This window comes from Saccharopolyspora mangrovi (assembly GCF_035320975.1).
GTDB lineage: Bacteria > Actinomycetota > Actinomycetes > Mycobacteriales > Pseudonocardiaceae > Saccharopolyspora > Saccharopolyspora mangrovi.
This window is the reverse complement of sequence record NZ_JAWLNX010000026.1, coordinates 1-21,434: the sequence shown is the minus strand read 5'-3', so window position 1 is coordinate 21,434 and position 21,434 is coordinate 1. Positions and strand designations below refer to the sequence as shown.

Below are 21,434 nucleotides of genomic sequence, written 5' to 3'. Positions count from 1 at the left end.
GTCTAGTTCAGGCGGGCGAGCTGGTTCTGCCGCCAGCGTTCTGTGCCTTCGAGGTCGTTGAAGGTGAAGATGTGGAAGCCGCTGATGTTGTTGCCGGGCTTGGTGATCTGGGTGGACAGGGCGGTGGCGAGCTTGTCCGGGCGGTAGCCGCTGGGCACGAAGAAGCGCCAGAACATCGCCGACTGCTTGGCCAGGAACCGCGCGGATTGCCCGAGTCCCAGACCGGCCGAGACGCGGATGAGCTTCTGCCGGTTGACGCTGCCGGGAATGCCCACGCGCACCGGCGTGCCGACGCCGGAGGCGTGCAGGCCGGTGGCCCAGTCGATGGTGGTGTCGGGGTTGAAGCACAGCTGCGTGACGATCTCGTCCGCGTGATCGGTCTTGCGCCGCAACGCTTCCGAGATGACCGCGTCCGGGATCTTGCCGTGGCCCTCCGGGTAGCCGGCGATGCCGATGTGGGCGAAGCGGTGCTCGCCCTCGGCGAGGGCGAGCAGCAGGCCCTCGGCGTCGGAGAACTCCCCGGCCGGCTCGGCGGCGTCACCGCCGACGACGAACAGCCGCTCCACACCCGATTCCAGCAGGCGCTCGGCGATCTCGTCGAGCTCCGCGCGGTCGCGGACCAGCCGCGCCGCCAGGTGCGGAGCGGCCGTGTAGCCGTTCTTGCCGAGCCGCACGGCCAGGTCGATCGTCGGTTCCAGCCCGCGGGCCTCGGTGGTGGTGATCGTCAGCGGCACGTCGCGCGGGACGTGGGCGAGGACCTTCTCCTCGGTGCTGCGGAACGGCAGGACCTCGTAGGAGGCGTTGCGCAGCGCGCCGGCCAGGGCCGCGCTCACCGCGACACCCACTCGTCGAACTGCTCCACGACCTCGCCGATCGTGGTGCCGGGACCGTGCCCGGGGCGGACCCTGGTGCGCGGCGGCAGCGGCAGCAGCCGGTTGCGGATCGAGGCGACGATGGTGTCGTAGTCGGAGAACGAGCGGCCGGTGGCCCCCGGTCCACCGGCGAACAGGGTGTCGCCGGTGAACACGGTCGCCAGGTCCGGGCAGTAGAAGCACACCGAACCCGGGCTGTGACCGGGCGTGTGCATGACCTGCAGGTTCAACCGCCCGAGGTGGAAGGTCTGGCGGTCCACCAGGCGCCCGTCGGGTTCCCGGGTCGGGTGCGTGAGCTCCCACACCGGCCGGTCGGCCGGGTGCAGGTAGATCGGGGCGCCGACGGCGTCGGCCAGCTGCGGGGCGACCCGCACGTGGTCGTCGTGGGCGTGGGTGGCCAGCACGGCCATCACCTCGCGGCCCGCGATGAGCTCGCGGACCGCCGCGACGTCGTGCGGTGCGTCGATGACCAGGCACTGGTCGTCGACGCCGACGACCCAGAGGTTGTTCTCGACTTCGTGGACCTCGCCGTCGAGGGAGAACTTCCCCTCGACGGTGGCGTGGTCGAGCCGGATGCCCATCAGAACGTCACCACCGAACGCAGCACTTCGCCACGGCCCATCTTCGCGAAGGCCGCTTCAACATCGTCAAGGGAGATCTCCTCGCTGACGAACTTCTCGAGCGGCAGCCGGCCCTGCAGGTGGAGCTCGGTGAGCATCGGGAAGTCCCGTTCGGGGAGGCAGTCACCGTACCAGCTGGACTTCAGCGCTCCGCCGCGGCCGAAGACGTCCAGCAGCGGCAGCTCCAGCGTCATCTCCGGAGTCGGCACGCCCACCAGCACCGCGGTGCCGGCCAGGTCGCGGGCGTAGAACGCCTGCTGGTAGGTCGCCGGGACGCCGACCGCGTCGACGACCACGTCGGCGCCGTGGCCGCCGGTGAGCTCGCGGATGGCCTCGACGGTGTCGGCTTCGGAGGCGTTGACGGTGTGCGTGGCGCCGAACTCCCGCGCCCACGCCAGCTTCTCGGGATCCTTGTCCACCGCGATGATCCGCCGCGCCCCGGCCATCGCCGCGCCGGTGATCGCCCCGTCTCCCACGCCGCCGCAGCCGATGACGGCCACCGAGTCGCCGGGACCGACCTGCCCGGTGTTGACCGCGGCGCCGATGCCGGCCATCACGCCGCAGCCCAGCAGTCCGGCAACGGCCGGCCGCGCAGCCGGGTCGACCTTCGTGCACTGTCCTGAGTGGACGAGCGTGCGCTCGGCGAACCCGCCGATGCCCAGCGCGGGCGAGAGCGGGGTGCCGTCGCCCAGCGTCATCGGCTGGGCGGCGTTGTGGGTGTCGAAGCAGTACTGCGGGCGGCCGCGCTTGCAGGCCCGGCAGTTGCCGCACACCGCGCGCCAGTTGAGCACCACGAAGTCACCGGGCTCGACGTTGCCCACGCCGTCGCCGACCTGCTCGACGACCCCGGCGACCTCGTGGCCGAGCAGGAACGGGTAGTCGTCGCTGATGCCGCCTTCGCGGTAGTGCAGGTCGGTGTGGCAGACGCCGCAGGCCTGCACCCGGATCACGGCCTCGCCCGGACCGGGGTCGGGGACGTGGATGGTGGTGACCTCGACCGGCTTGCCCTTTCCGGTGGACACCACTGCGCGTGCTTCGGTCACGTCAACGCTCCTGTTCAACGGGTCTGGTGGTACTCGGCGGCCGCGTCGCGCAGCCAGTCGGCGAGGTAGCGCGCGAAGGAGGCGCGCACGAAGATCCAGTAGCTCGGCGGTTCGGCCTCGCGGCACAGCAGCAGCACCCCGGCGCGGGCCAGCAGGGTTTGGGCGCACCGGTCCGGGCCGAAGTTGCGCCGGTGCAGGTCCAGGGCGCAGCCCTTGGCCAGCAGCTCCGGTGCTCGCAGGCCGGAAACCTCGATGATCGTGCGGTGCGCGGAGACGTCCACGACCGCGCCGTGCTCGTCACCCAGGGCTTGGGTGAGGGTGGTCTGGAGCTGGTCGGCCTCGCCTTCCGGGCCGATCAGCAGCCACTCGTCGGGTCCGAGCCAGGCGACGAGCAGCCGTTCGGTGCGCGCCACCTGCCCGGCCTGGTTGGGCAGCATCGCGCCGAGCGCGGTGCCGATCCGCTCCGCCGCGGGGCTCTTCGGATCGACCCGCAGCGTGACCTGGGCGGTGAAGGCCACTTCGGACAGTCGCAGTTGGCCGGGCACCGAGGAACCGGCCAGCTCCTCGGCGTGGGCCGCCAGGGGGGATTCGCCGTAGAGCTCAGCCATCGCGGCGGGCTCCTTCCTTGTCGTAGAAGATCGGTTCGGTGATCTCCACGGGCACCAGCCGGTCGCCGACGTGGCTGTAGATGGTCTGCCCGATGCGGTCGCGCCCGCTCTTGACCAGCGCGAGGGCGAAGGGGCGGCCGAGGGCGGCGCTGCGGTAGCTGGAGGTGACGTGCCCGAGCATCGGCACCGGCGGTTCCGGCAGCTCCCCGGCCTCGACCAGCTGCGATCCCTCCGGCACGACCTCGCCGTCGGCGGGGGGCAGCAGGCCGACCAGGTGCTTGCGGTCGGCGCGGGCGGTGTCGGCGCGGGTGTACGAGCGCATGCCGAGGAAGTCGTCCTTCTTCTTCGACACCGCCCAGCTCATCCCGAGGTCGTGCGGGGTGACCGTGCCGTCGGTGTCCTGCCCGACGATCGGGAAACCCTTCTCGGCGCGCAGCACGTGCATCGTCTCGGTGCCGTAGGGCGTGATGCCGAACGGGACTCCGGCGTCGTGCAGGGTTTCCCACACCTCGCGGCCGTACCAGCGGGGCACGTTGATCTCGAAGGCGAGCTCGCCGGAGAAGCTGATCCGGCACACCCGGGCTTGCCGGCCCGCGACAATCCCGTCGGTCCAGGCCATGAACGGGAAGGACTCGTTGTCCAGCTCGATGCCCGAGCTGACCTTGGCCAGCACCTCGCGCGAGCGCGGACCGGCCAGGGCGATGGTGGCCCACTGCTCGGTGACCGAGGTCAGGTGCACGCGCAGGTGCGGCCACTCGGTCTGCAGCCAGTCCTCCAGCCACTCCAGCACGCCGGCCGCGCCGCCGGAGGTGGTGGAGATCAGGTAGCGCTGCTCGTCGGTGCGCATGACCGTGCCGTCGTCGAAGACCATGCCGTCGGCGGTGCACATCAGCCCGTAGCGGATGCGCCCGACCTTCAGGGTGCTCATCTTGTTGGTGTAGACGAGGTCGAGGAATTCGGCGGCGTCCGGGCCCTGCACGTCGATCTTGCCGAGCGTGGAGACGTCCTGCATGCCCACGGCCGTGCGCACCGCGTCGCACTCGCGCAGCACCGCGGCCTGCATGTCCTCACCCGGCTGCGGGTAGTACCACGGGCGCTTCCACTGGCCGACGTCCTCGAACGGCGCGTCCTGCTCGACGTGCCAGTCGTGCATCGCGGTGACCCGGATCGGGTCGTAGAGGTCGCCGCGGTCGCGGCCGGCCAGGGCGGCGAAGGCCACCGGGGTGTAGGGCGGGCGGAAGGTCGTGGCACCCACCTCGGAGAGCTCCACGCCCAGCAGCGCGGCGATCACCCCGGAGGACAGGACGCCGGAGGTCTTGCCCTGGTCGTGGGCGGTGCCGATGGTGGTGAACCGCTTGATGTGCTCCACCGAGTCCATGCCGGCCCCGACGGCCTTGCGCACGTCGGCGACCGTCGCGTCCCGCGCCAGGTCCACGTACTGCTCGTCCTCGGCCGCGGCGGTGATCAGCCAGGTGGGCTGGGCAGCGGCGACCGGGGGAGAGGCGGCGGTGGGGACCTCGGCGAAGTCGGCGTCGAACCCGGCGTCGCGCGCCGCGTCGCTGCCGGCCTCGGACCCGGTGCGCAGGCAGTCGTAGGTGGCGAAAACGCCTGCCGCAGCGCCGATCGAGCGCACGCCGCGGGCGCTGCGGGCGGGCACGAACGCGCCGATCTCGGGGCTGTGGCGCAGGGTTCCGCGCGACTGGCTGTGCAGGTGCACCGCCGGGTTCCAGCCGCCGGAGACCAGCAGCAGGTCGCAGTCGAGCTCGGCGATCGAGGAGTCGTCGAGGCGCTGGGCGGTCGCGCCGGTCACGCGGTCGGTGCCGCAGGTGCCGATGATGGCCGAGCCGTTGCGGATGGGGATGCCGCGCTCGACGCAGCGCGTGGCCCACACCGTGGAGACGACCGGCCGCACGTCGACCACCGCGGTGATCTCGACCCCGGCGTCGTGCAGGTCGATGGCGGCGGCGTAGGCGCTGTCGTTGGTGGTGAACACGACGGCCTGCTTGCCGGGCAGCACGCCGTAGCGGTGCAGGTAGGTGCGGGCGGCTCCGGCGAGCATGGTGCCGGGCCGGTCGTTGCCGGGGAACACCAGCGGCCGCTCGTGCGATCCGGTGGCCAGCACGACCTCGCGGGCCCGGATGTGCCAGGTCCGCTGCCGGATGTAGGAGTCCTCGCCGTGGTGCTCGACGGCCACGAGGTAGTTGTGGTCGTGGTGGCCGAACACCGTGGTGCGCGGCAGGACGGTGACCTCCGGCGAAGCTTCCAGCTCGGCCACGACGCGGGCGATCCAGCTCGCGGCGGGCTTGCCGGCGAGGTCTTCGCCGATGCCCAGCAGCTGCCCGCCGAACTCGGTGCTGGCGTCGGCGATGATCACCCGGGCCCCGCTGCGGGCGGCGCTGAGCGCGGCCGCCAGGCCGGCGGGGCCGCCGCCGACGATGAGCACGTCGCAGTGGGCGTGCCTCGCGTCGTAGCGGGCGGGGTCGGCTTCGGTGGCCAGGCGCCCCTGGCCGGGCAGGCCGGTGGCGGCCAGGCCGTCGCGCAGCTCGACGGTCGTGGCGGTCAGCATCGGCTCCGGGAACGGTTCGTCGAGCTGCACCAGCGCGTTGGGTTCTTCGGGGCCTGCGGCCATGATTCCGCGCGGGCGCCCGTGCTTGATGCTGGTGGTGACCTGGTGGACGCCGTTGGCCAGCAGCGCCGAGGCCAGCGTGTCGCCCTGGTAGCCCTCGTAGTCGCGCCCGTCGAAGCGGAAGCGCAGGACCTGCTCCCGGTCGATCCGGCCGCCTGCGGGCAGCCTGAACTCGTTGCTCACCTCGTCACCGCCCCGTCGTCGTGGAAGATCTCGTTGGTCCGGGTGTCCCGGCGGACGGTGAACCAGCGGCGGCAGCCCGCCTGGTGGTTCCACCGCTCGGCGAAGGTTCCCTTAGGGTTGGCGCGGTAGAACAGGAACCGCGCCCAGTCCACATCGGACACCGCGTGCGGTTCGGCCGGGTAGGACACGTCGGCCTGTCCGCCGTAGTGAAACTCGGTCTCGTTGCGCGGCCCGCACCACGGGCAGGGGATCAACATCATGGCGGGCTCCTCCTAGTGCGCGACACCGGCTGCGCCGTGTTCGTCGACCAGGGCTCCGGTGGTGAACCGGTCGAGGCTGAACGGGGCGTTGAGCGGGTGCGGTTCGTCGTGGGCGATGGTGTGGGCGTAGCACCAGCCGACACCGGGTGTGGCCTTGAAACCGCCTGTGCCCCAACCGCAGTTGATGTAGAGGTTCTCGAACGGGGTCAGGCCCATGATCGCCGAGGCGTCGGGGGTCACGTCCACCACACCTGCCCAGGTGCGCAGCACGTGCGCGCGGGCGAACATCGGGAACAGCTCCACGGCCGCGGTCAGTTCCCGCTCGATGGTGTGGAACGAGCCGCGCTGCCCGTAGGAGTTGTAGGCGTCGATGCCGGCACCGAGGACGAGTTCGCCCTTGTGGGCCTGGCTGACGTAGACGTGCACGGCGTTGGACATGACCACTGTCGGGTGCACCGGTTCCAGCAGTTCGGAGACCAGCGCTTGCAGCGGGTGGCTCTGGATCGGCAGCGCCAGCCCGAGCTCGTCGGCCAGTACCGAGGTGTGCCCAGCGGCGGCCAGCGCGACCTTGCCGGTGGCGATGTCGCCGCGCGTGGTTTTCACGCCCACGATCCGGTCGCCGACCCGTTCGAAGCCGGTGACCTGGCAGTTCTGCACCAGGTCCACGCCCATCCGGTCCAGCGCTCGGGCGAAGCCCCAGGCGACGTGGTCGTGCTTGGCGATGCCGGCGCGGGGCTGCCAGGTGGCGCCCATGACGGGGTAGCGCAGGTCGGGGGAGGTGTTGAGGATCGGGCAGATCTCGGCGACCTGCTGGGGGTCGAGCCATTCGGCGTCGATGCCGTTGAGGCGGTTGGCCCCCACGCGCCGGACGCTGTCGCGGACCTCCTGCAGCGAGTGGGCGAGGTTGAGCACGCCGCGCTGGGAGAACAGCAGCGGGTAGTCCAGCTCCTCCTCGAGGCCCTCCCAGAGCTTGAGCGCGTGCTCGTAGAGCCCGGCGCTTTCGTCCCAGAGGTAGTTGGAGCGGATGATCGTGGTGTTGCGGGCCATGTTCCCGCCTGCGAGCCAACCGCTTTCGAGCACCGCCATGTTGGTGATGCCGTGGTTGACCGCGAGGTAGTAGGCGGTGGCCAGCCCATGACCCCCGCCGCCGACGATCACCACGTCGTAGGAGGGTTTCGGGTCGGCGGGGCCCCAGAGCCAGTCCGGGTGCTCGGGTAGCTCGGCGCCGGGCGTGCGCGGCATGAGAGCCCTCCGTTCGAGGTGCGGTGGAACAGGTGCCCAACAGGGGAGAGGCGCTAAAAGACAACTGACATATCAGATGGATACCAAGGTAGCACCGCACGCCGCGCGGTCAAGCCCCTCGCGCTGCAGCGGTGAAAACCGCTGCTCTCGTCATGGCGATTCCGGTGGTGCTCGGGTCTGGCGGCAGTCGCTCGATCGGGTTGCGGCGGAATTTTCGGCCACGTGTTGACCGGGGGAGCGCGGCCGCTTACCGTGATGCGCAGTTGATATATCAGTCCTCGTGCAGAGGTCGCTGATGATGTTCGCGCGGCTCCGTCCGGTGCCGGAACTCCTGATCTCGCAACGCTTCTCCGCCTCGCCGCAGGCGGATCTTCCCCAGCTTCAGACCCCGCCGCCCCGTTAGGAGACCAGCATGAGCACGACCCCACGCGTCGTCATCATCGGAGCCGGGATCGTTGGCGCGAACCTGGCCGACGAGCTCACCAGCCGCGGGTGGAACCAGGTGACCGTCCTCGACCAGGGGCCGCTGCCGCTCACCGGCGGCTCGACCTCGCACGCGCCCGGCCTCGTCTACCAGACCGGCCCGTCGAAGACGATGACCGAGTTCGCCACCTACACCGTCGAGAAGCTGCAGGGCCTCGACGACGACGGCGGCACCTGCTTCAACCAGGTCGGCGGCCTGGAGATCGCCACCACCCCCGAACGGCTCGCCGACCTGCACCGCAAGCAGGGCTGGGCCACCTCGTGGGGCGTTCCGGGCGAGGTCATCGGGCCGGACGAGTGCGCCAAGCTGCACCCGCTGCTGGACGTCGAGAAGGTCCTGGGCGGCTTCCACACGCCCACCGACGGTCTGGCCAAGGCCGCCCGCGCCGTGGTCGCGCTGGCGCGGCGCTCGGTGGCGCGCGGCGCGCGGTTCCGCGGGGCGGTGAAGGTCACCGGCGTCAACCACAGCCACGGCCGGGTCACCGGGGTGGAGACCGATCACGGCGATATCCCCGCCGACATCGTGGTGTCCTGCGCGGGTTTCTGGGGTCAGGCGATCGGCGAGATGGTCGGCATGACGGTACCGCTGCTGCCGATGGCCCACCAGTACGCCAAGACCGCGCCGCTGCCCGAACTCGCCGGGCGCAACGACGAGCGCACCGAGGCCAACCTGCCGATCCTGCGCCACCAGGACCGCGACCTCTACTACCGCGAGCACGTCGACCGCCTGGGCATCGGCACCTACGCGCACCGCCCGATGCCGGTGCGGCTCGCTGACCTGCCGCAGGACGAGGAGACCTCCGAGCGGGCGATGCCCTCGATGCTGCCGTTCACCGAGGAGGACTTCGCGCCGTCCTGGGAGCACAGCAAGCAGCTGCTGCCCGCGCTGGAGACCGCCACGGTCGAGACCGGCTTCAACGGGGTCTTCTCCTTCACCCCCGACGGCGGGCCGCTGGTCGGCGAATCCCCTGACGTGCAGGGGTTCTGGATCGCCGAGGCCGTGTGGGTCACCCACTCCGCGGGTGTGGCCCGCTCGGTGGCGCAGCTGCTGGTCGACGGGCGCAGCGAGGTCGAGCTGCACGGCTGCGACGTGCACCGCTTCGACGAGATCGAGACCGCGCCCGACTACGTCGAGGAGACCTCCTCGCGCAACTTCGTGGAGATCTACGACGTCAAGCACCCGCTGCAGCCGAAGTTCTCACCGCGCGAGCTGCGGGTCAGCCCCTTCCACGCGCGTCAGCAGGAGCTCGGTGCGGTGTTCCTGGAAGCCCACGGCTGGGAACGCCCGCACTGGTTCGAGGCCAACGCACCGCTGGTCAAGGACCTGCCGATGGAGTGGCAGCCGCCGTCGCGGGACGCCTGGTCGGCGATGTTCCACAGCCCGGTCGCCGCGGTGGAGGCGTGGAAGACCCGCACCGCCGTCGCGCTCTACGACATGACCTCGCTCAAGCGCCTGGAGGTCAGCGGACCCGGTGCGCTGGCCTTCCTGGACCGGCTGACCACCAACAAGGTGGACAAGTCGGTCGGGTCGGTGACCTACACGCTGATGCTCGACGAGGCCGGCGGCGTGCGCAGCGACCTCACCGTGGCGCGCTTGGGCGAGCAGCTGTTCCAGGTCGGCGCCAACGGCAACCTCGACCACGAGTACATGCGGCGCAACCTGCCCGAGGACGGGAGCGTGGCGCTGCGCGACATCACCGGCGGCACCTGCTGCATCGGCGTGTGGGGCCCGCTGGCGCGCGACCTCGTGCAGCCTTTGAGCCGCGACGATCTGTCGCACGAGGGGCTGAAGTTCTTCCGCTGCAAGCAGATCCACATCGCCGGGATCCCGGTCACCGCCATGCGGGTGTCCTACGTCGGCGAGCTGGGCTGGGAGCTCTACACCAGCGCCGAGTACGGGCAGCGGCTGTGGGACGTCCTCTTCGAGGCCGGCCGCGACCTCGGGGTGGTGGCCGCCGGGCGGGCCGCGTTCAACAGCCTCCGGCTGGAGAAGGGCTACCGCGCGTGGGGCGCGGACATGACCACCGAGCACAACCCCTACGAGGCCGGTGTCGGGTTCGCCGTGCGGATGAACAAGGGCGAGTTCGTGGGCCGCGAGGCCCTGGCGGGCATCGAGCCCGACTCCGTCGAGCGGCGGCTGGCGTGCCTGACGATCGACGACGGCCGCAGCGTCGTCCTCGGTTCCGAGCCGGTGTTCCTCGACGGCGAGCCCGCCGGCTACGTCACCTCGGCGGCCTTCGCCCACACCCTCGGCACGCCGATCGCCTACGCCTGGCTCCCGGCCGCAGCCGAGGTCGGAACGCAGGTGCAGATCAAGTACTTCGACCGCCTGGTCTCGGCCACGGTCGCGGCAGAACCGCTGGTCGACCCCGAGATGCACCGCATCCGCCGATGACCGCCAGCACCGAGCCGAACGCCGTCCACGACCAGATGGAGCACACATGAGCCTGTCCGTCTTCGACTTGTTCAAGGTCGGCATCGGGCCGTCGAGTTCGCACACCGTCGGGCCGATGCGGGCGGCGAACCTGTTCGTCGACCACCTGCGCGAGTCCGGGGCGATGCCCCGGGTCGCGCGGGTGCGGTGCGAGCTGTTCGGCTCGCTGGGCGCCACCGGGCACGGGCACGGCAGCGTCAAGGCCGTCGTGCTCGGGCTGACCGGGGAGCAGCCGCACCTGGTCGACCCGGTGGCCGTGGAACCGCAGGTGCGCGCGGTGCGGGAGGAGCACCGGATCAGCCTCGGCGGCGAGCACAAGATCGCCTTCGACGTGGATACCGACGTCGTGCTGCACCGCAGGAAGCGGCTGGAGTTCCACAGCAACGGCATGACCTTCGAGGCCGTCGACGAGGACGGTGCGCGGCTCGTGCACCGCGAGTACTACTCGGTCGGCGGCGGTTTCGTCCTCGACGAGGACGAAACGGGCAACCCGGTGCTGGTCGAGGACGCCACCCCGGTGGCCCACCCGTTTAGCACCGCCGCCGAACTGCTCGCCCACACCACCCGCACCGGGCTGCGCATCAGCGACGTCGTGCTGGCCAACGAAGCCGCCTGGCGCACCGAGGCCGAGACCCGCGCGCACCTGCTGCACATCTGGCAGGTGATGCGCGAGTGCGTCGAGCAGGGCGTGCGCACCGGCGGGGTGCTGCCCGGTGGGCTCAAGGTCCGCCGAAGGGCCCGGGAACTGCGGGCGAGCCTGGACGACACCGCCGATGCGATGGAGTGGGTGACCCTTTACGCCCTGGCGGTCAACGAGGAGAACGCCGCGGGCGGGCGGGTGGTGACCGCCCCGACCAACGGTGCCGCCGGGATCGTGCCGGCGGTGCTGCACTACGCCCACCGCTTCCTGCCGGGTTTCGACGACGACGCCGCGGTCCGGTTCCTGCTGACCGCGGGTGCGGTCGGCGCGCTGTTCAAGGAGAACGCCTCGATCTCCGGCGCGGAGGTGGGCTGCCAGGGCGAGGTCGGCTCGGCCTGCTCGATGGCCGCGGCCGGGCTCGCCGAACTGCTGGGCGGCACGCCCGAGCAGGTGGAGAACGCCGCCGAGATCGGCATCGAGCACAACCTCGGGCTCACCTGCGATCCGGTCGGCGGGCTGGTGCAGATCCCGTGCATCGAGCGCAACGCGGTCGCGGCGATCAAGGCCATCACCGCAGCCCGGATGGCGCTGCGCGGTGACGGGGAGCACCACGTCTCGCTGGACAAGGCCATCAAGACGATGCGCGAGACCGGCGCCGACATGAAGGACAAGTACAAGGAGACCGCGCGCGGCGGCCTCGCGCTCAACATCGTGGAATGCTGAGGAGAATCCCGTGACGTTCACCCTCACCCTGAGCTGCCCGAACCGGACCGGCATCGTGCAGGCCGTCAGCTCCTTCCTGTTCGAGCACGGCTGCGACATCGGCGAGTACCGCCAGTTCGACGACGCCGTGCGCGGTCGGCTGTTCCTGCGCGTGCAGGCCACCGGCGAGGTCGACCCGGACGACCTGGCTCGTGCATTCGAGCCGGTGGCAACGGAGTTCGGCATGGACTACGCCTTCCACTCGGACCAGCCGGCCCGCGTGCTGGTGATGGTCTCCAAGCAGGGCCACTGCCTCAACGACCTGATCTACCGCTGGCGTGCGGGCGCGCTGGGCGCCGAGATCGTCGCCGTGGTGTCCAACCACGAGGACCTGCGCCCGATGGCCGAGGCCGCCGGCCTGCCGTTCCACCACGTCCCGGTCACCGCTGACACCAAGCCGGAGGCCGAGGCGCGGCTGCTGCGGATGGTGGACGACTACGACGCCGACCTGGTCGTGCTGGCCCGCTACATGCAGGTGCTCTCCGACCAGACGTGCAAGGCGCTGCACGGCCGAGCGATCAACATCCACCACTCGTTCCTGCCCGGTTTCAAGGGCGCCAAGCCCTACCACCAGGCCTACGACCGCGGTGTGAAGCTCGTCGGCGCCACCGCCCACTACGTCACCCCCGACCTCGACGAGGGGCCGATCATCGAGCAGGAGGTCATCCGCATCGATCACACCTACGACCCGAAAGCCCTGCAGACCGTCGGCCGGGACGCCGAAGCGCTCGCGCTGTCCCGGGCGGTGCGCTGGTACTGCGAGCACCGCGTCCTGCTCAACGGCAACAGCACCGTCGTGTTCCCCTGACCCCACTTCTGCGTTGAGGAGTTCTTGCCCATGACCACCGGTGAGCTTCCCACCACCGATTCCCAGCTGTCCGAGTCCCCACTGCCCGAGAGCCTGCGCGAGACGCTGGCGGGGCACTACTACACCGACCCGGGGATCTTCCGCCTGGAGCAGGCGACGATCTTCGAGGCCGGCTGGTTCTGCGCCGTGCTCAGCGCGGACCTGACCGGCCCGGGCAAGTTCGAGACCGTCCAGATCGGACGGGAGAGCGTGCTGGTCACCCGCAACCGCAAGGGTGCGATCAAGGCCTACCTGAACGTGTGCCGGCACCGCGGGGCGCGGTTGTGCACCGAGGAGAAGGGAGAGGTGCGGCGGTCCTTCCAGTGTCCGTACCACGCCTGGACCTACTCCTTCGACGGCGAGCTGATCGCCGCGCCGAACCTCAACGCGATGGACGACGTGGACCGCTCCCAGTACGGGTTGAACGAGGTCCACGTGCGCGAGTGGCTGGGCTACGTGTGGTTGTGCCTGGCCGACGAGCCGCCGTCGTTCGAGGACACCGTCATCGGTGATGTCACGGAGCGGCTGGGCACGCCGGACGCGATCGTGGGCTACCAGGTCGCCGATCTGAAGCTGGGCAGGCGCATCGAGTACGACGTGAAGGCGAACTGGAAGCAGATCGTCGAGAACTTCATGGAGTGCTACCACTGCGCCACGATCCACCCGGAGCTCACCGAGGTGCTGCCGGAGTTCGCCGACGGTCTGGCCGCGCAGTACTTCGTGGGCCACGGCGCCGAGTTCGGCGAGGACGTTGAGGGCTTCACGGTGGACGGTTCGGCCGGGCTCACCAAGCTGCCGGGGGTCAACGAGGAGCAGGACCGCCGCTACTACGCCATCACCGTCCGGCCGCAGGTGTTCATCAACCTGGTGCCCGATCACGTGGTGTTCCACCGGATGTTCCCGCTGGCGCCGGACCGCACGCTGGTGCGCTGCGACTGGCTGTACCTGCCGGAGGTGGTCGACTCGGGCGCCGACATCGACCGCTCGGTGGAGCTGTTCCACCGGGTCAACCAGCAGGACTTCGACGCCTGCGAGCGCTGCCAGCTGGCGATGGACTCCCGTTCCTACGCCGCGGGCGGCGTCCTCGTCCCTAGCGAGCACCACATCGCCGAGTTCCACGACTGGGTGCGTGAGCGCACCGGCTGAGCCCGCCCGACGAGAAGGGGCCTCGCACCGCGCTGAACTGCTCCCCGCGGGTTGGACTGGAAATTCAGTTCCGACCTGCGGGGAGCAGTTGCATGCGTAGGGACAGTTCGTTGACCGTGGAGCAGCGTGCTGCGGCGATAGGGTTGTTCGGTGACGGTTGGGCGAGGAGGTCGGTCGCGACCAGGCTTGGGGTGTCGCACTCGGCGATCACTCGGCTGTTTGACCTGTGGCGGGTTCGTGGGGAGGCGGCGCTGATGAAGAAGCCGTCGAAGCAGTCGTTCTCGTTTGAGTTCAAACTTGCTGTGGTGCAGCGGTTCCTGGCCGGCGAGACCAAGCTTGATCTGGCTTGCGAGTTCGGCCTGTCATCGCCGAAATTGATCGAGACGTGGGTGCGGACCTACCGCAACGAGGGTGAGGACGGGTTGCGCCCCAAGCGGGCAGGTCGTCCGCCCAAATCACCCGCTGGCACCGCTTCGGGCCAGGACAGTGAGCTGGAGCGGTTGCGGGCCGAGAACGAGCGGTTGCGGGCGGAGAACGCCTACCTGGGAAAATTGCGTGCCCTGAGGATGCGTCAACAGCGGCGAAAGTAGCCGCTGTGATCGACCTCAGGGCCAAGCATCGTCTCGACGTGCTGATCGAGATCGCGGGCCTGGCACGATCGACGTTCTTCTATCACCAGGCTCGCTGGGACCGGCCCGATCCCCACTCCGAACTGAAGACGGCGATCACGACGGCCTTTGCCGAAAACAGGCGCCGGGGACATCGCGTCGTGCACCGTGAGCTGCGCAAAGCCGGATGGCGAGTTGCGAAGAAGACCGTGCTCAAGCTGATGCGTGAACTGGGGCTGGTCTGCCCGATCCGCCGGCGGCGGCGCTATGTCTCCTATCAGGGCGAGGTCGGCAAAGTCGCTGACAACGTCCTGGCCAGGGATTTCACCGCCACAGCACCGAACCAGAAGTGGGTTACCGACGTCACCGAGTTCCGTATCAACGACCGCAAGATCTACTTCTCGCCGGTGATGGACCTGTTCGACAGGCAGATCATCTCCTATGCGGTCAGTGCCTCACCCACCCTGGAACTCACCACTGCGTCCCTGCGGGAGGCGCTAGCGACTTTGGAGAAGGGCCAGTCACCGTTGGTGCACTCTGACCAGGGATTCCAGTATCAGCACCGGTCCTGGCGGCGCTTGTTAAGCAACGCGGGGGCCAGGCAGTCGATGTCGCGGAAGGCCAACTTTCACGACAACGCCGTCATCGAGAGTTTCTTCGGTCACCTCAAAGAAGAGATGTTCCATCACACCCGCCACCTCAGCATCGAGGCGTTCACCACCGCACTAGAGGACTACATCACCTGGTTCAACACCAGCCGGGGCCACACACACTGCGAGGGCCTGAGCCCGGTGCAATACCGAACCCAGGCCCTCGCTGCCTAGACTCTCAATTACCGAGTCCAACTCCTATGGACCCCTTCACGCTGGTGCGAGGCCCCTTTTCTGTCAGCGGGGGAGTTCCAGCGGTACGCCGTCGTCGGACAGCGGCGGGGGCGGGAGTTCGGCGCTGGAGGTCAGCGGAGCGGCTCCGTCGAGCGGTTTGCCGGCGTGCTCGCGCAGGAAGTGCGTGGCCAGGATGCCGATGACGCCCGCGCCGATGAGGTAGTAGCCGGGCCAGTCCAGGTTGCCCGTGGTGGTGACCGCGGCCTCGATGATCGTCGGTGCTGTGCCGGCGAACAGCGACACCGCGAGGTTGAAGATGACCGCGAGGCTGCTGTAGCGGATCATCGTCGGGAACAGGGCGGGCAGCGTCGACGGCGAGACCGCGGCGAAGCACATCAGGCACATGCCGATGATCAGCAGCCCGAGCACCTGACCGGCGATGCCCTCGCGCAGCAGCCACACCGCGGGCAGGCCGAGCAGCACCAGGGCGACGCTGCCGGTCATGAGCACGGGTTTGCGGCCGATCTGGTCGCTGAGCCTGCCCACGCCCACGATGGCGCACAGCATGAGCACCATGACCGCCACCTGCAGTCCGGTGGCCACCGCGCCGCTGGTGCCGCCTTCGCCGTGGCGGGGGAGCGTGCTGGTGAGGTAGGTCGGCACGTAGTTGGTCAGCACGTAGTTGGTGACGTTCCAGGCGACGACGACCCCGGCGGCCACCAGCGCGGGGGTGCGGTAGTGGCGGCGCACGATCTGCAGCGCGCGGCGCGACGACATCGTGGCCAGCACGGGGGAGCGCTCCATGAGCTGCCGGAACGCCGGGGTGTCCTCCAGGCGGATCCGCAGGTAGATCCCCACGACGCCCAGCGGCAGCGCGAGCATGAACGGCACCCGCCAGCCCCAGGAGAGCAGGTCGTCGGTGGGAAGCAGGGCGATCACCGCGCCGCAGGTGCCCGCGCCGAGCGTGTAGCCGGTGATGGTGCTGAACTCCAGCCAGCTGCCGAAGAAGCCGCGCCTCCGGTCGGGCGCGTACTCGGCGATCAGCGTCAGCGCGCCGGTGTACTCGCCGCCGGCGGAGAAGCCCTGCAGCATGCGCACGAGCAGCACCAGCAGGGGTGCCAGCAGCCCGGCGGTGCCGTAGCTGGGGACCAGGCCGAGCAGCACGGTGGCCGCTGCCATCATCAGCACGGTCGCCGACAGGACCTTCGTGCGGCCGAACCGGTCGCCGAGGCGGCCGAACACGAAGCCGCCCAGCGGGCGCATCACGAACGCCGCGGCGAACGCGCCGAGCGTGTAGACCGCCGCCCACGGGCCGAAGTCGGGGAAGAAGACGCGGTCGAGCACGCCGGCGGCCAGGTAGGAGTAGAGCCCGAAGTCGTACCACTCGGCGACGTTGCCCACCGAGGCCGCCGCGACCGCCCGGTGGACCGTGCGTTCTTCTTGCACGACAGGGGGCCTCAGGCCTCGCCGGGGCCGTCTGGGGCGATCGGTCATCAGGGCTCCCCCGGGTGCGGTGCAGCGCTGGTGCTGCGCTCCTGGTGGCCGCACGGTTGTGGCAACGGTCGGCAACTGATATATCTGTTGGCGAGAAGGTATCCCCTCGGTATCGCCGAAGCAAGCCCCCATTGAACCCGAACGCGGGGTCGTGACGCTCCAGAGCGGCCCCGCGATCCAGCGCGCCCGGCGGCCGGTGGCGCTCGAAAATCCTGTGTTTCCAGCAGAATTTCCCCATTGACGAGCGGGCAGCGGAGCCCCATCCTGTTGTTGCGCATGGCACGCGGTGTTCCGCTATCTGCAACAGGAGGCGAAATGATCTTGGTTGGTGAGCTGGTCGACCTGCCACCGGGGGAGTCGGTCCGCGTGCACGGTGACGTGGCGATCGCGGTGTTCAACGTGGATGGTGAGCTCTACGCGATCGACGACACCTGCTCGCACCAGGACGCGTCGCTGTCCGACGGGTGGCTGGAGGGGTGCGCGGTCGAATGTCCGCTGCACGCCGCGTGTTTCGACCTCAAGACCGGCATGCCCAGCGGTCCGCCCGCCAAGAAGCCGGTCCGCACCCACGCCGTGACGATCGAGGACGGGCTGATCTACGTGCACGAGTCGACCCGCGTCGACAGCGCCGTGGCGGAGGGGGTCGTCTGATGCGGCACATCACCGTCGTCGGGGCGTCCCTGGCTGGGCTCTCGGCGGTCCGCGCGCTGCGCGAGCAGGGCTTCGACGGCCGGATCACGGCCATCGGCGACGAGTCGCACCAGCCCTACGACCGGCCGCCGCTGTCCAAGGAGTTCCTCGCCGGAAGCGCGGGCGAGGACGACATCCGGCTCACCGACTCCGACGACGACGAGCTCGACGTGGACTGGCGCCTCGGGCAGCCCGCGAGCGCGCTGGAGACCACCGAGCGCGCCGTCGTGCTCGCCGACGGCACTCGCATCGCCACCGACGGCGTCGTGCTGGCCACCGGCGCGCGGGCGCGCGCACTGCCCGGTTCCGCGCTGGGTGGAGTGCACACGCTGCGCACCCTCGACGACGCGATCGCGCTGCGGGCCGAACTCGTCCCCGGCGCGCGGCTGGTGATCGTCGGCGCCGGGTTCATCGGCGCCGAGGTCGCCTCGACCGCGGTGAACCTCGGGTGCGAGGTGGACGTCCTCGACAACGGGCCGGTACCGCTGCGGCGAGCGCTGGGCGCGGAGATGGGCGAGGTGTGCGCCCGCCTGCACGCGCGCAACGGAGTCCGGGTGCACGGCCTGACCGGAGTCGCCGAGCTGGTCGGCGAGTCGCGGGTGAGCGGCGTGCGGCTGACCGATGGCCGCGAACTGCCCGCCGACGTTGTGGTGATCGGCATTGGGGCCGAACCGAACACCGAGTGGCTGGCCGGTTCCGGACTCGACGTCGACAACGGTGTGCGCACCGATGCCAGCGGGCGCACGCAGCTGCCGGAGGTGGTCGCGGCGGGCGACTGCGCCCACTCCTTCCGGGACTACACCGCGCGCCCGATGCGGCTGGAGCACTGGACCAACGCCCTGCAGCAACCGGCCGCCGCGGTGGCGGCGCTGCTCGGTCGCGAGCACTCGGCTCCGGCGCACCACGCGGTGCCCTACTTCTGGTCCGACCAGTACGGGCACAAGATCCAGTTCGCCGGTCACCGCACCGAGGGCTGCACCGTCCAGATCGAGGAGGGCGACCCGGAATCCGGCGACTTCCTGGCCCTCTACCTCGACGAGGCCGACGAACCGGTCGGTGTTCTCGCCGTGGACCGCGCGCGTCCGTTCGGCCAGTGGCGCAGGAAGCTCGCTCAGCGGCTGTAGGTGCTTTCCGCGGTGCGGCGGTTGCTGTTCCAGCCGGCGCCGCACCGCGAGGGCTCAGACCAGCGAGCGCATGGCCTTGTCGAAGTTGAGGACGTGCTCCCTGGCCAGCTGCTCGGCCTTGTCGGGCTTCTGCGAGCCGATCGCGCGCAGCAGCGCGGAGTGCTCCATGACGTGGCTGTCGAAGTCCTGCATGCGGTCGAGGAAGACGCAGAAGATCCGGGTGGCGAGGTTGTCGTAGCGGATCAGGGTGTCCTCGAGGTGCGGGTTGCCGGTCGCGTGGTAGATCGTGCGGTGCACGTGCAGGTCCCAGCGCATGATCTCGTCGCGCTCCATCGAGCGGAAGTCCGCGCCGTCGAGCCGGTCGAGGAGGGAGTCGATCTCCTCCAGGTCGGCTTCCGTGGCGACCTCGGCGGCCCGGCGCGCGGCCAGCGGCTCCAGGTGCACGCGCAGGTCGGAGATGTAGGCGAGGTCGGTGATGTCCACCGACGTGGCGAAGGTGCCCCGGCGCGGGTAGGACACGACCAGCCGGTCGATCTCCAGGCGCTTGAGGGCCTCGCGCACGGGGGTCCGGCCGATCTCGAGCGACCGCGCCAGCGCGGCGTCGTCGATGGCCGTCATCGGCGGGATGTCCAGCATGATCAGCCGGTCCCGGATCGCCAGGTAGGCCTTCTCCGCCATCGACAGGGTGGCCGGTTGCTCCTCGCTCGCAGTCATCATCGCCTCGATTTCATCAGAACGCAGTTCTGGCGCATCGAAATTCTGGTACATCAGTAGTATAGCAGAAAGCGTTCCGGTACTGTTCGAAGCTTTTGGAGTGCGAGGTGAAATCATTTTGAATTGTGATTTCCGGCGCCGCGGATACCGGCGGAATTCCGGTCAGCCGGCGCGGACGGAAAGCCAGGTCAGGGCCTCATCGGCGGCGTCGGCGGCGCGCTCGTGCGAGCCGGATTCGCACCAGCTCACCAGGGCGGAGAAAGTCGCGGCCTGGTAACCGCTGGCCAGCGCAGCGGCGGCAGTCGGGGTGATGTCAGGCACGCGCTGATCGAGGAAACGGGCGAGTTCGGCGATCCACGGCCGGTACGCAGCGGGTGCGGTAACGGCGAGTTCCGGTTCGGTGCACACCACCTGAATCCAGTCGGGACCCGCAGGCGTCATCGGGTCGTCCGCGATGGAGGCGACGATCGCGCGGCGCACCGCGTCGCTGACCGGAGTCTGCTCGGGGGTGTCCTCGAGCGCCTGGCGCAGGCGACGGGTCGCCGCGGGCACGCCGATCCAGGCGATGTCGGACTTGTGCGCGAAGTGGCGGACGAGCGTGCGGACGCTGACGCCGGTCGCCTCGGCGATGTCCTTCCAGCCGACGGCGGCGTAACCGCGTTCGGCCCAGAGCCGGAAGGTCGCGGTGGCGATGGCGCCGCGGTCGAGCACGGTCGGGCGGCCGCGCTGCGCAGCGGAGGCGTCGCTGTTGCTCACGCGCCCGACCTTAGTCGATCTCAGCGCTGGTCAGCGGCGCCGCGGATGTTTTTGGCTCAATGCGCCAAAAGGCTGGTAGGGTCTTGATCGCAACGCTGCGGGAGGAGCTGCCCATGCGTGAGAAGGCCATCCCCGACGTCCTCGGCCCTGCTCAGCTGGGGCCGGTACGGCTGCGCAACCGCGTGCTCAAGGCCGCGACCTACGAGAAGCGGGCCCGGCGCGGACTGGTCACCGACGAGCTGATCGATTTCCACGTCCGGCACGCCTCCGGCGGGATCGCGATGACCACGGTCGCCTACTGCGCCGTCGCGCCGGAGGGGCGCACCGACGGGCACCAGATCGTCTGGCGCCAGGAAGCGGTCCTGGGGCTGCGCCGGTTGACCGAGGCCGTGCACGCCACGGGCGCTGCGATCTCGGCGCAGGTGGGCCACGCCGGTCCCGTTGCCGACTCGACGAAGACGAAGCTGCCCGCGCTCGGGCCGAGCAGGTCGCTGAGCCTGCAGTCGCTGCGCCCGGTCAAGGCCGCGACCCGCGCCGACCTCGACCGTGTCGTGCAAGCCCACGGTGAGGCGGCGAAGATGGCCGTGGCAACCGGTTTCGACGCCGTCGAAGTCCACTTGGGACACAACTACCTGGCGAGCTCGTTCCTGAGTCCCAAGCTCAACAAGCGCACCGACGACTACGGCGGCGATCTCGGCAACCGCGCCCGGCTCGCCCTGCGGATCATGCGCGCCGTGCGCGAGGCGGTGGGTGACCGGATCGCGATCCTGGCCAAGCTGAACATGGACGACGGCGTGCCCGGCGGTTTCTGGCTCGACGAGGCGATCACCGTGGCCCAGTGGCTGGAGGCCGAAGGCACGGTCGACGCGCTGGAGATGACCGCGGGCAGTTCGCTGCTCAACCCGATGTACCTGTTCCGGGGAGCCGCTCCGGTCCGCGAGTTCGCCGAGGTGATGCGCGAACCCGTGCGCACCGGGGTGCGGCTGGTCGGCAGCAGGTTCCTGCGCGAATACCCCTACCAGGCCGGCTACCTGCTCGACGACGCCCGCCAGATCCGCGCCGCGGTCGGCTTGCCGATGGTGCTGCTCGGCGGCATCACCGACCGGCAGATGATGGACACCGCCATGCACGAGGGGTTCCAGTTCGTCGCGATGGGTCGGGCCCTGCTCCGCGAACCGGACCTGGTCCACCGCATCGCGCAGGACCCGGAGACCAGGTCCCTGTGCAACCACAACAACCGCTGCATGGTCACCATCTTCACCGGCAGCCGCTGCGTCCTGGCCCCACAACCCCCGTCCCGCCCCTGATTTCAATGGAAACCGGAAACCCGATTTCCATTGAGGTGATCTCAGTGGATTCGGTTGTGTTCGTGGTGGGTGAGAACGAGTGTGGCTTGGACGATGTCGCCGGTTTTGCGGGGGCTGGCGGTGATGTGTTGGAGCGTTCGCCAGCGGCCAG

The 21,434-nt window shown here is 69.9% G+C and carries 19 protein-coding genes; 9 read left to right on the top strand and 10 right to left on the bottom strand.

What is annotated here, in order from left to right; all coding sequences use genetic code 11:
* Positions 1-2 precede the first annotated feature (2 nt).
* From R4I43_RS27805 to R4I43_RS27775, 7 genes are read right to left on the bottom strand one after another with little or no spacing between them, the layout of a single operon-like run.
* Positions 3-833, bottom strand: a complete 831-nt coding sequence (locus R4I43_RS27805; protein WP_324268655.1) for a methylenetetrahydrofolate reductase — start codon at positions 831-833, stop codon at positions 3-5.
* A complete protein-coding gene (locus R4I43_RS27800; RefSeq protein ID WP_324268654.1) occupies positions 830-1,453 on the bottom strand; it encodes an MBL fold metallo-hydrolase in 624 nt (207 codons plus the stop codon). The genes R4I43_RS27805 and R4I43_RS27800 overlap by 4 nt, the downstream gene beginning before the upstream one ends.
* Positions 1,453-2,535, bottom strand: a complete 1,083-nt coding sequence (locus R4I43_RS27795) for an S-(hydroxymethyl)mycothiol dehydrogenase (RefSeq protein ID WP_324268653.1) — start codon at positions 2,533-2,535, stop codon at positions 1,453-1,455. The genes R4I43_RS27800 and R4I43_RS27795 overlap by 1 nt, the downstream gene beginning before the upstream one ends.
* A 14-nt stretch (positions 2,536-2,549) precedes the next feature.
* Entirely contained in the window at positions 2,550-3,143 is a 594-nt protein-coding gene (locus R4I43_RS27790) for a sarcosine oxidase subunit gamma (protein ID WP_324268652.1), read from the bottom strand.
* Positions 3,136-5,952 (bottom strand): 2Fe-2S iron-sulfur cluster-binding protein, encoded by a 2,817-nt coding sequence (locus R4I43_RS27785; RefSeq protein WP_324268651.1) that lies wholly within the window; start codon positions 5,950-5,952, stop codon positions 3,136-3,138. Before R4I43_RS27785 ends, R4I43_RS27790 begins: the two co-directional genes overlap by 8 nt.
* The gene (locus tag R4I43_RS27780) at positions 5,949-6,212 is read right to left on the bottom strand and encodes a sarcosine oxidase subunit delta (RefSeq protein ID WP_324268650.1); all 264 of its coding nucleotides are present in this window, start codon (positions 6,210-6,212) and stop codon (positions 5,949-5,951) included. The genes R4I43_RS27785 and R4I43_RS27780 overlap by 4 nt, the downstream gene beginning before the upstream one ends.
* 12 nt (positions 6,213-6,224) lie before the next feature.
* Positions 6,225-7,454, bottom strand: a complete 1,230-nt coding sequence (locus tag R4I43_RS27775; protein ID WP_324268649.1) for a sarcosine oxidase subunit beta family protein — start codon at positions 7,452-7,454, stop codon at positions 6,225-6,227.
* 412 nt (positions 7,455-7,866) lie between these two features.
* Here R4I43_RS27775 and R4I43_RS27770 point away from each other — a divergent pair, with 412 nt between their 5' ends.
* The 6 genes from R4I43_RS27770 to R4I43_RS27745 all read left to right on the top strand — a co-directional run bounded on the left by R4I43_RS27770 (position 7,867) and on the right by R4I43_RS27745 (position 15,198).
* Positions 7,867-10,332 (top strand): GcvT family protein, encoded by a 2,466-nt coding sequence (locus R4I43_RS27770; protein ID WP_324268648.1) that lies wholly within the window; start codon positions 7,867-7,869, stop codon positions 10,330-10,332.
* A 46-nt stretch (positions 10,333-10,378) separates the two neighbouring features.
* On the top strand, positions 10,379-11,734 hold the full coding sequence (locus R4I43_RS27765) for an L-serine ammonia-lyase (RefSeq protein ID WP_324268647.1): 1,356 nt from the start codon (positions 10,379-10,381) through the stop codon (positions 11,732-11,734).
* A 10-nt stretch (positions 11,735-11,744) separates the two neighbouring features.
* A complete protein-coding gene (purU, locus tag R4I43_RS27760; RefSeq protein ID WP_132624120.1) occupies positions 11,745-12,581 on the top strand; it encodes a formyltetrahydrofolate deformylase in 837 nt (278 codons plus the stop codon).
* Between the two features lie 30 nt (positions 12,582-12,611).
* Positions 12,612-13,766 (top strand): aromatic ring-hydroxylating oxygenase subunit alpha, encoded by a 1,155-nt coding sequence (locus R4I43_RS27755; protein WP_324268646.1) that lies wholly within the window; start codon positions 12,612-12,614, stop codon positions 13,764-13,766.
* A gap of 116 nt (positions 13,767-13,882) precedes the next feature.
* Positions 13,883-14,356: a helix-turn-helix domain-containing protein gene (locus tag R4I43_RS27750; protein ID WP_324268735.1), complete on the top strand. Its 474-nt coding sequence runs from the start codon at positions 13,883-13,885 to the stop codon at positions 14,354-14,356.
* A gap of 5 nt (positions 14,357-14,361) precedes the next feature.
* Positions 14,362-15,198, top strand: coding sequence for an IS3 family transposase (locus R4I43_RS27745; protein WP_324268645.1), 837 nt, complete (start codon positions 14,362-14,364; stop codon positions 15,196-15,198).
* 63 nt (positions 15,199-15,261) lie between these two features.
* Here the strand turns inward: R4I43_RS27745 and R4I43_RS27740 are convergent, their stop codons facing one another.
* Entirely contained in the window at positions 15,262-16,692 is a 1,431-nt protein-coding gene (locus tag R4I43_RS27740) for an MFS transporter (RefSeq protein ID WP_324268644.1), read from the bottom strand.
* Between the two features lie 315 nt (positions 16,693-17,007).
* On the opposite strand from R4I43_RS27740, the gene R4I43_RS27735 reads away from it, so the two are divergent.
* A complete protein-coding gene (locus R4I43_RS27735) occupies positions 17,008-17,343 on the top strand; it encodes a bifunctional 3-phenylpropionate/cinnamic acid dioxygenase ferredoxin subunit (protein WP_324268643.1) in 336 nt (111 codons plus the stop codon).
* On the top strand, positions 17,343-18,506 hold the full coding sequence (locus R4I43_RS27730) for an NAD(P)/FAD-dependent oxidoreductase (protein ID WP_324268642.1): 1,164 nt from the start codon (positions 17,343-17,345) through the stop codon (positions 18,504-18,506). Before R4I43_RS27735 ends, R4I43_RS27730 begins: the two co-directional genes overlap by 1 nt.
* Positions 18,507-18,560: 54 nt before the next feature.
* On the opposite strand, the gene R4I43_RS27725 is transcribed toward R4I43_RS27730, so the two are convergent.
* Positions 18,561-19,220 carry a GntR family transcriptional regulator gene (locus R4I43_RS27725; protein WP_407691326.1) on the bottom strand — a complete coding sequence of 220 codons (660 nt, stop codon included), beginning with the start codon at positions 19,218-19,220 and terminating at the stop codon, positions 18,561-18,563.
* Positions 19,221-19,382: 162 nt separating this feature from the next.
* On the bottom strand, positions 19,383-19,976 hold the full coding sequence (locus R4I43_RS27720) for a TetR/AcrR family transcriptional regulator (protein ID WP_324268640.1): 594 nt from the start codon (positions 19,974-19,976) through the stop codon (positions 19,383-19,385).
* A gap of 113 nt (positions 19,977-20,089) precedes the next feature.
* On the opposite strand from R4I43_RS27720, the gene R4I43_RS27715 reads away from it, so the two are divergent.
* A complete protein-coding gene (locus R4I43_RS27715; protein ID WP_324268639.1) occupies positions 20,090-21,283 on the top strand; it encodes an NADH:flavin oxidoreductase in 1,194 nt (397 codons plus the stop codon).
* Positions 21,284-21,434: the final 151 nt, after the last annotated feature.

Coding starts and splice junctions, on each gene's coding strand:
- R4I43_RS27800 (WP_324268654.1), bottom strand. CDS start 1,453: ATGGGCATCCGGCTCGACCACGCCACCGTCGAGGGGAAGTTCTCCCTC.
- R4I43_RS27790 (WP_324268652.1), bottom strand. CDS start 3,143: ATGGCTGAGCTCTACGGCGAATCCCCCCTGGCGGCCCACGCCGAGGAG.
- R4I43_RS27780 (WP_324268650.1), bottom strand. CDS start 6,212: ATGATGTTGATCCCCTGCCCGTGGTGCGGGCCGCGCAACGAGACCGAG.
- R4I43_RS27775 (WP_324268649.1), bottom strand. CDS start 7,454: ATGCCGCGCACGCCCGGCGCCGAGCTACCCGAGCACCCGGACTGGCTC.
- R4I43_RS27770 (WP_324268648.1), top strand. CDS start 7,867: ATGAGCACGACCCCACGCGTCGTCATCATCGGAGCCGGGATCGTTGGC.
- R4I43_RS27765 (WP_324268647.1), top strand. CDS start 10,379: ATGAGCCTGTCCGTCTTCGACTTGTTCAAGGTCGGCATCGGGCCGTCG.
- R4I43_RS27755 (WP_324268646.1), top strand. CDS start 12,612: ATGACCACCGGTGAGCTTCCCACCACCGATTCCCAGCTGTCCGAGTCC.
- R4I43_RS27740 (WP_324268644.1), bottom strand. CDS start 16,692: ATGACCGATCGCCCCAGACGGCCCCGGCGAGGCCTGAGGCCCCCTGTC.
- R4I43_RS27735 (WP_324268643.1), top strand. CDS start 17,008: ATGATCTTGGTTGGTGAGCTGGTCGACCTGCCACCGGGGGAGTCGGTC.
- R4I43_RS27730 (WP_324268642.1), top strand. CDS start 17,343: ATGCGGCACATCACCGTCGTCGGGGCGTCCCTGGCTGGGCTCTCGGCG.
- R4I43_RS27725 (WP_407691326.1), bottom strand. CDS start 19,220: ATGACTGCGAGCGAGGAGCAACCGGCCACCCTGTCGATGGCGGAGAAG.
- R4I43_RS27715 (WP_324268639.1), top strand. CDS start 20,090: ATGCGTGAGAAGGCCATCCCCGACGTCCTCGGCCCTGCTCAGCTGGGG.